Origin of the sequence: Bathymodiolus heckerae thiotrophic gill symbiont, from assembly GCF_900128515.1 — a bacterium.
Taxonomy (GTDB): domain Bacteria; phylum Pseudomonadota; class Gammaproteobacteria; order PS1; family Pseudothioglobaceae; genus Thioglobus_A.
Window position 1 is genome coordinate 1 of record NZ_FQTP01000065.1, and the last position, 8,347, is coordinate 8,347.

The following is an 8,347-nucleotide window of genomic DNA, read 5'->3' on the forward strand; positions in this document are numbered from 1 at the left end:
TCATTTTCAGCATTTGATGATGACGCGATGGTACGCATCAAGCCTTCGGAGATTAAGAAAAAAGGAAAAGTACCAACCAATGGCAGTATCTTTTTTACGATATTTCAATCATTCATGTCTGGCACGAATGAAGAGGGTGAGTCAGAACCAAATTTTGGGCAATATCCAAAAGACTATTTTGATTTTATTATCATTGATGAGTGCCATCGAGGTGGTGCAAATGATGAGGGTAACTGGCGATCAATACTAGATTATTTTTCACCTGCAGTGCAATTGGGCTTAACTGCCACACCAAAGCGAAAAGACAATGTAGATACCTATGCTTATTTTGGCGAGCCGATTTATGTGTACTCTTTGAAAGACGGTATTAATGATGGATTTTTAACACCGTTTAAAGTTAAGCGCATTCAAACTACCTTGGATGATTATATTTACACCAATGATGACGCTGTTGTTGAAGGAGAAATTGAGCAAGGCAAGATTTACGAAGAGGAAGATTTTAATAAAATTATTGAAATTAAAGCCAGAGAAGCTGAACGCGTTAAGATTTTTATGGATGATGCGAACAAAAATGATAAGACCATTATTTTTTGTGCAACTCAAGTCCATGCTGCCATGGTGCGTGATTTGGTTAATCAATACAAAAAGAATAAAGATCCAAATTATTGCGTACGCGTAACGGCGAATGACGGCACTATTGGTGAAACATTTTTAGCGCAGTTTCAAGATAATGAGAAACTCATCCCTACCGTGCTTACCACCTCACAAAAGCTGTCAACTGGCGTGGATGCGAGAAATATTCGCAATATTGTGCTGATGCGCCCTGTGAAACAAATTATTGAATTTAAGCAAATTGTTGGACGTGGCACAAGGCTGTTTGATGGCAAAGAATTTTTTACAATTTATGATTTTGTAGATGCTTATCAGCGATTTTCTGATCCTGAGTGGGATGGTGAACCTGTTAAAGATGAGGGTAATGTTTATAATCCTCCTGAGCCAGAGGATGGTTCAGGCGTAAGAGAAGAAGATGAGGATTATAAGCCGAAACCTAAGCAGCAAAAAATTAAGATAAAGCTTAAAAATGGTAAAGAGCTAGAAATACAGCACATGATCTCGACCTCGTTTTGGAATGCAGATGGTAAGCCAATTTCTGCAGAGGAGTTTTTGAATAATTTATTTGGTGAGCTACCTAACTTCTTTAAAAATGAAGCAGAATTGCGAAAACTATGGAGTAATCCAATCACCAGAAAAACTTTACTGAAAAAGCTTGATGATGCTGGATTTGGCAAAGAGGAATTGACCACATTGCAAAAGCTAATTAACGCCGAAAATAGTGATTTATTTGATGTGCTTGAATATGTGTTTAACAGCGATATAAAGCCAATCACTAGAAAAGATAGAGTGGCAATGGCAAAATCTACAATCTTTGCGTTACTTGATGATAAACAGCAAGAGTTTATTGATTTTGTATTAAAGCAATATATTAAAACTGGCGTTGGTGAACTGGATCAAGAAAAATTACCAATTTTATTAACCAATAAATATCAATCTTTAGAAAATGCTAAAGAAGTATTGGGTGATGTAAAAAATATTAGACCATTGTTTATTAAGTTTCAACAATATTTATACGAACAAAAGGTGGCATAATTTTTTATGAATATAGTCGAATGCCTTTTTTCCTATGGTACTTTACAAAATACTTCCGTACAGCTGGAAACCTTTGGACGTAAGTTGGAAGGCCATGCAGATCAGCTATTGGGCCATAAGCTAGAAATGGTGGAAATTTGTGATGTTGATGTGGTAGCGTTAAGTGGTGAAACTCATCATCCTATTGCAGTGGTATCTAAGGATAAAAATGATTTTGTATCAGGTGTTATTTTTGAAATTACACCTGAAGAATTAGCCCAATCAGATGAGTATGAAGTGAATGAGTATAAGCGTGTTATGGGTGAGTTTAAATCGGGTCAAAAAGCTTGGGTGTACGTGCAGGCTTAAAAGCTATTTAAAGTAGTACTTTTTCAATATTGACTGATTTTATAAAGTCTTTCTGCCAATTTTTACCTAATTGCTGCTCAGCAATAAGTTCAATTGGATAAATCGGCTCGATATTGGTTGTGTGTTGGTAGCGTGATAAACCTTGGCGACAAGCAGGGCAAGTTGTTAGCATTTTGATAGGCTTATCAGTCGCAGTAATAGTTTGAATATCTTTTTTGATTTCCAGCTCTTTTCTGTATTTGGCTTGTTTGGCGATATCAGGGCGTGCAACCGCAAAGGTACCTGCTTCACCACAACAACGATCATTGCTAACAACCTCACTATTTACAATCTTGGAAATGACTGTGCTAGATTCATCAGATTTGATAGGATCGTGACAAGGCGCATGATACAAGTATTGCTCGCCTGTAGCTTCTAAGGTGACATTTTGATCGAGTAGGTATTCATGAATATCACCCAAACTCGAATCTTTAAAGATATCACCTAGCTCGTAGGTTGCAAGTTGATCAATACAAGTACCACATGAGGTGAGCACATGCTTGATATCTAGGTAGTTTAAGGTATTTGCCATGCGATGGAACAGTACGCGGTTATCGGTTGAAATAGCCGTACTCTTGGCATCAAAACCGCCGGCTCGTTGTGGGTAGCCACAGCATAAATAGCTTGGCGGTAAAACCACTTTAACGCCTTGATGATAAAGTAGTGCAACAGTGGCCAAGCCAATTTGAGAATATAAACGCTCTGAGCCACAGCCTGGGAAATAAAACACACTGGGTGAATCAGCATTGGATTTAGTTGGATGTGACAAAATTGGCACACTGGTTGTATCTTGAATGCCTAATAACTCGCGCATTGGTTTTAAACCAGTATCCGTAGGCAAAGGCTTGTCTAATAACGTAATAAGCTCAATCGCCAAACTTGGCTTGCCAACGGTTTTATTTGGAATTTTATTAATTAAGGGTTTGGCTAGGCGCGATGCAATATTTTGGGCTTTGTAGCTAAAATCAATGAGTAGTTTTTTGACTAGCTTGATTTTCCATGGTTGAGTCATATTCAAATATGCCATAGATACTTTAGAAGCAATATTGGTACGGCGTTTATTTTGCTTAATTAAGATTGATTTCATCTTAATAGAGACATCGCCAAAATCAATATCAACTGGGCATGGTTTGGCGCAGCGATGACAAATTGTGCAATGATCAGCGATATCGTCCAACTCAACAAAATGATTGAGAGAGATGCCACGCCTAGTTTGTTCCTCGTAAAGAAATGCTTCTGAAATAAGGTTGGTGCCAATGATTTTATCTCTAGGAGAATATAAAAGATTAGCCTCAGGTACGTGCGTGGTGCATACATCTTTACACTTGCCACAACGCAAACAAGATTTCACCATGTCGTTAATTTCGCCAATTTCACTACTTTCAAGGATTAACGCTTCTTGTTCTACTAGGTGCAGTGATGGGGTAAAGGCGCCATCAAGGCCACTACCCGGCATTAGCTTGCCTTTATTGAAGTGATTGTTTGGATCGATTTTAGCTTTGTATTGTTCGAACTCGTGTTTAAATTCGTCTGATAAATACTGATATTTGGTAAGGCCAATACCATGTTCACCAGAAATAACACCACCAAGATTTGTCGCCAGCAGCATAATTTCATCAACGACTGACTCGGCTTTTTCAAGCATTTGAGTATTATGAGAATGTACTGGAATATTGGTATGAACATTGCCATCACCTGCATGCATATGCGTAGCTACAAATAAGCGCACATTGCGATGCTCAGTATGAATTTGCTTGATGTCTTCGCGCATTTGAGTAAAGATATCGCCCATAAGTAAACCGTTTAGTGGATGGGCGAACTCATCCATATAAGAGATAACGCGTTGAGCTGTTTGTACTTGCCTAAATAGGGTGGCATCATCAAGATTGCCAAGTATTTTTTGCCACTGCATACTAACCTTTGTTAGTAGCTCAATGGCTGCTGTAGTTTTATCCTTGACTAAGTGGGTTTTAGCCTTGATATTGACCAAATATTCTTGAACATCAGCCAGTGTGTCTAATTTATTTTCAATTGATAAACGAATATTAATGTGCTCAATGCCATCGTTATAATCGGCCAGTTTATCCAGTGGAATAACCACGTCTTCGTTAATTTTAAAGGCATTGGTATGTGCGGCAATCGCTGCTGTATTAGCGCGATCCTTCCAAAAAATTTGTCTTTTATTGGTAGCTTTAGCAACAAAACATTCACCTTCTTGCTTGATGGTGATTGCTTTTATTTGCTCAATATGAGTATCGAGTTCAGACTGTTGATGGCTTGAGATGTCTATCAATAAAACCATCTTTGGTAATTCAGCTTTATTGGCTTTGGTGGTGTATTTGACTGCTTTAATATAGCGTGTATCAAGATGCTCCATGCCGACTAAATCAACATCAGAGGTTTTGTCAATTAGATTTTTAATATCAACAATGGTAGAAACAGCAGCTTTTAAATCATGACCGAAAAATTCTAAACAGAGCGTATTGATGTGCTCTAATGGCTTATGTAATATGAATTCTGCTGAAGTAATAAAACCATCACAACCTTCTTTTTGAATGCCTGGAAGGCCATCAAGAAACTTGTTGGTAACGTCTTTTCCAAGGCCACTTTTACGCAGTTTTTTTGCGTCAATTTCCAGTATTCGACTGCTAACGACTGTTTTTGCATCCGACTTTAAAGTGAAAATTTCGAAGCTAACCGATTTTAATAATTGAATTTTATCTTGGTTGTGATTTAGACGCTTTACTTGTAACCAAGAGCCATCAGGCATCACCATTTTCCAAGACAGTAGATTGTCAATGGTAGTGCCCCATCTAAGGGCTTTTTTACCGCCAGCATTCATAGCAACATTGCCGCCAATCGTACAAGCATCTTGAGAAGTTGGATCTACAGCAAAGACTAAATTATGCTTTGTGGCTAACTCACTAACTCTCTTAGTAATAACACCCGCACCAACATTAACGCTATGCATACCACCCATGTCTTTAATACTATCGATAAAACTGAGTTTTTCAGTGTTAATGACTGCAGTTTGCGCATGTAATGGAATGGCGCCACCGGTATATCCCGTGCCACCACCACGAGGAATAATGGTTAAACCCAATTCAATACAAGTTTTAACAATGGCGGCAATTTCAAATTCGGTGTCTGGAGTGATAACTACTTGCGGGTATTCAACACGCCAGTCAGTTGCATCTGTTGCGTGAGCCGAGCGTGAAAGCGCATCAAAGCGAATATTGTTATTATGAGTAACCTTTAATAAGGCTTTTTTAATACGCTGCTTACGCTGTTTAAAAGCACTTAAATGAAGCTCAAACTTAGATACGGCAGCGTCAGCACACTTGAGTAACTCAAGTACACTTTCATTGTCATCAGCACGATTGCGAATTAGATCAAGACGCGAATTAAGTGCATCAATTAAAGATTTCCAGCGACGTTGATTTTTGATTAAATCTTCTTGTAGGTAGGGGTTGCGATCAACCACCCACATATCACCGAGTACTTCAAAGAGCATACGTGCACTACGACCAGTGTTGCGATTGGTGCGTAAAGACTCTAATAATTCCCAAGCCTCAATACCCAAAAAGCGACACACAACTTCCTTGTCGGAAAATGAGGTGTAGTTATAAGGAATTTCGCGGTATTGCTTCAATTGAAGTAAAGTTAATAATAATTAATTTTTATTTTACTATAGGGCACTTCTATAATGGTTGATAGTTAATGTTAGTTGTTAAAAAAGGAAAACTGTATGTTATGGATTAAAGCTTTTCATATAATCGCCGTTATCACTTGGTTTGCTGCCTTGTTTTATTTGCCAAGATTGTTTGTTTATCATGCAATGAGTAAAGACAAAATTAGCATCGAGCGTTTTAAAATTATGCAGCGCAAACTCTATCGAGGTATTATGACACCTAGCATGATATTGGCTGTAGCACTTGGTACTTGGATGGTGGTTGATGCTTGGGAGATTTATCAAACACAGGTTTGGCTGCACGCTAAATTAACCTTAATAGTATCACTGATTGTTTATCATTTTTATTGTGGCCACTTGATGCAAATTTTTAAGCAAGATAAGAACACCCGCTCCGATATTTTTTATCGCTGGTTTAATGAATTTCCAGTGTTAATCTTGATAGCGATTGTTATTCTGGTGGTAGTTAAACCTTTTTAAATTGCTATAGGTCTTGCCCTTGTACCTTATATAGCATTAAGAATTGGTTAATTTTAGATAGTTATCAGCCAGCGCTTCGTAAATAGGCTGGGTGAATATCTGCTTGCTAATCCAATTAGCGATAAAAGCAACCAGCAAGCCTGGAATAATCAAATGAAGTGATACGCTCATTTCTAAAATAACAAAAGTAGCAGTTAATGGTGCTCTAACAACGGCACTTAAATAAGCGATCATCGCCATCATGATAATAATTTGAAAATCAATATTTGAATAATATTGTGCCATTTCAGCACCAATGCCTGCACCAATAGAGATACTTGGCATAAATAATCCACCTGGAATGGTTGAGGCTAATGAGGTTAGAGTAGCAAAATATTTCATTAATACGAAATCTAGGTCGAGCTGTTCGCCTGTTAACATCAATAAAACTTCGTCACGACCAGAGCCTGCAATTTGGCCTTTAGACAGATAATTAAACAAAGCAATAACAAACCCTAGGAATACAGCAATTAATATGACGCGAGCTTTGGTGTGGCTAATAAATTTTTCAATTAGATATAGAGTAGCTTTAGAAAATAACCCGCCTGAAATACCCGCAAGAATGGCCAGTGGAATGAGCTGCCAAATAAGTAAGTAGTTGATTGTATGGATGGACATATCATTGAGATAGGCTTCATTGCCACGATATAAAATTGACAGTACATAAACCAAAAGACTGACAGCTGCAATTAAAACAAGCGCTTGTTTTTTTAATTTTCGTCCGATTTCTTCATAGGCAAATAAAAATCCTGCAATCGGCGCATTAAAGGCAACAATCAGTCCAGCACTGCCACCAATAGCAATTAAAGAATGAATCAATAATTTGCGTTTTAATTTTAAAAATCGATTAAACCCATAAAAAATTGATCCACCAATATGAATGCTGGGACCTTCAATACCAATGGGTGCACCACCGAGCATGCCTAAAAAAATGAAACAAATTTTTCCAACAGCCACCCTAAAAGAAAGTAGTTGTTGACGAATGGTTTTATTGCGAGAATCATTTGCTGCAATTAATTGTGGAATACCACTACCTTGAACGTAATGGCAAAAATACTTAGCTATATAGACAATTAATACAAAGGTTATCGGAGTGATTGCAAAGCTTAGAATGGGTTTATCTGCGATTAACTGTTTAAACAAGTGCTGGGCATAATCACTTGAATAGAGAAAAAAATCAATGGTGATAACCGTTAATAAACTGGCTAATATTAATGAAATATAGGTTTTTATTTCGTTTGGAAATTGATGCGAGATGTATCTACGCATAGATTATTGGGCGTTAAATAGGCCGGTTGACAGGTAGCGATCACCACGATCTGAAACAATAGTTACAATAGTGGCATTGTTGACTTGTTTGGATAATTCTAATGCTGCCGCAACAGCGCCACCACTTGAAACGCCAGCAAAAATTCCTTCTTTTGTAGCGAGATCCCGAGTAGTTTGTTCAGCTAATTTCTGTGAAACATCCATAGTGTTATCTATTTTCGCCTTGGAAAATATTTTAGGTAGGTACGCATCACTCCAACGGCGAATGCCTGGAATTTGAGCGCCTTCTTCTGGACGAACACCGATAATTTGAACGCTACTATTTTTATTTTTAAGTGCATTAGATACACCTGTAATTGTGCCTGTAGTACCCATGGCAGAGACAAAATGAGTAATTTTTCCATTGGTATCTTTCCAAATCTCTTCAGCTGTGGTATTAATATGAGCACCTGAATTATCTTCATTTGAAAATTGATCAAGCTGCTTTCCTTTACCATCTGACTCTAATTTATCAGCAAGATCACGCGCACCTTCCATGCCAGATTTTTTGGTTACTAATAATAACTCTGCACCATAGGCAGTCATGGCATCACGACGTTCTTGAGACAGATTCTCAGGCATGATCAGCATCATTTTATAACCTTTGATTGCAGCTACCATCGCCAATGCAATGCCAGTATTACCACTAGTGGCTTCGATTAAAGTATCACCAGGTTTGATTTCGCCTCGAGCCTCAGCTTTCGCAATCATATTAAAAGCAGCACGATCTTTAACTGATCCTGCAGGGTTGTTACCCTCTAGTTTTAATAAAATTGTATTGCTCGGATTGGGATT

6 protein-coding genes are annotated in these 8,347 nt (G+C 37.9%); 3 read left to right on the forward strand and 3 right to left on the reverse strand.

What is annotated here, in order from left to right; translation table 11 throughout:
• A partial coding sequence (locus BTHERMOSOX_RS07980; RefSeq protein WP_138120559.1) for a type I restriction endonuclease subunit R occupies positions 1-1,647 on the forward strand: 1,647 nt, incomplete at its 5' end.
• A gap of 6 nt (positions 1,648-1,653) precedes the next feature.
• Positions 1,654-1,995 (forward strand): gamma-glutamylcyclotransferase family protein, encoded by a 342-nt coding sequence (locus tag BTHERMOSOX_RS07985; RefSeq protein WP_138120560.1) that lies wholly within the window; start codon positions 1,654-1,656, stop codon positions 1,993-1,995.
• A gap of 7 nt (positions 1,996-2,002) precedes the next feature.
• Here BTHERMOSOX_RS07985 and BTHERMOSOX_RS07990 read toward each other — a convergent pair whose 3' ends face one another.
• A complete protein-coding gene (locus tag BTHERMOSOX_RS07990; protein WP_138120561.1) occupies positions 2,003-5,686 on the reverse strand; it encodes a DUF3683 domain-containing protein in 3,684 nt (1,227 codons plus the stop codon).
• A gap of 96 nt (positions 5,687-5,782) precedes the next feature.
• Between BTHERMOSOX_RS07990 and hemJ the strand changes: the two genes are divergently transcribed.
• Positions 5,783-6,205 (forward strand): protoporphyrinogen oxidase HemJ, encoded by a 423-nt coding sequence (gene hemJ, locus BTHERMOSOX_RS07995; protein WP_138120562.1) that lies wholly within the window; start codon positions 5,783-5,785, stop codon positions 6,203-6,205.
• A 36-nt stretch (positions 6,206-6,241) separates the two neighbouring features.
• Here the strand turns inward: hemJ and BTHERMOSOX_RS08000 are convergent, their stop codons facing one another.
• Entirely contained in the window at positions 6,242-7,513 is a 1,272-nt protein-coding gene (locus BTHERMOSOX_RS08000; RefSeq protein ID WP_138120563.1) for a chloride channel protein, read from the reverse strand.
• A 3-nt stretch (positions 7,514-7,516) separates the two neighbouring features.
• On the reverse strand, positions 7,517-8,347 hold an 831-nt coding region (cysM, locus tag BTHERMOSOX_RS08005), incomplete at its 5' end, for a cysteine synthase CysM (protein ID WP_138120564.1).